Consider the following 1,048-nt stretch of genomic DNA (forward strand, 5'->3'; position numbering starts at 1 on the left):
CTTGGAAGCACTCTCCAAGAGCGCGGACTGAAGGACGCCCTGGAGCCGCTCCTCCACGAGGCCGTCGATCGCCTGGCCCCGCACGTGGGCATCGTGGCCGCGTGCCGCCTGACCGGCCGCTCCCGAGCCACCCACCACCGGCGGCTGAACCCCCTCCCGGCCAGGCCCAGAGCCCCACGTCCCGCGCCGGTCAACGCCCTGACACCGGCCGAGCGGCAGGCCGTGCTGGAGCTGATGAACCGGCCCGAATACGTGGACCTGCCGCCCGCGCAGATCTACGCACGTGAGCTCGACGAGGGCCGCTACCACTGCTCCGAGCGCACCATGTACCGGATCCTGAAGGAGGCCGGGCAAGACGGTGAACGCCGCCGTCAGGCCACCCACCCGCCCCGCACGGTTCCCGAGCTCGTAGCCGACGGCCCCTCGCAGGTGTGGAGTTGGGACATCACGCGCCTGGCCGGCCCGGCGAAGGGCGTCTGGTTCCACGGGTACGTGATCCTCGACATCTACTCCCGCTACGTCGTCGGCCACACCGTCGAGGCGGCCGAATCCGCCGCCCGGGCCAAGGAGTTGATCCGCGAGGCGATCGACCGCAACGGCATCGTGCCGCACACCGTGCACGCCGACCGCGGTACCTCGATGACCTCCAGGCAGGTCTCCCAGATGCTCCTCGACCTGGGCGTGACCCGCAGCCACTCCAGACCCAGAGTCAGCAACGACAACCCGTTCAGCGAGAGCCAGTTCCGCACCACGAAGTACCAGCCCGACTACCCAGAACGCTTCGATTCCCTCGCCCACACGCGGGAGTGGATGGAGGCGTTCATCTCGCACTACAACCACGTCCACCGGCACTCCGGGATCGGCTACCACACCCCCGCCAGCGTCCACTTCGGCACCGCCGAACTCGTCCGCGAGCAACGGGCGGCCACCCTCGCCGTCGCGTTCGAGCAGCATCCCGAACGCTTCAACCGCCGGCCGGTGCCACCGAAGATTCCCCAGCAGGCGTGGATCAACGACCCCACCCGACGACACGAACCACAGCAACACA

1 protein-coding gene is annotated in these 1,048 nt (G+C 69.2%); it reads left to right on the forward strand.

All coding sequences use genetic code 11. From position 1 onward, the window contains the following. Positions 1 to 1,048, forward strand: a 1,048-nt coding sequence (locus ACIBJF_RS53565) for an IS3 family transposase (protein WP_399185141.1), incomplete at both ends; no start/stop codon positions are given.

Source organism: Streptomyces sp. NPDC050743, assembly GCF_044456925.1.
GTDB lineage: Bacteria > Actinomycetota > Actinomycetes > Streptomycetales > Streptomycetaceae > Streptomyces.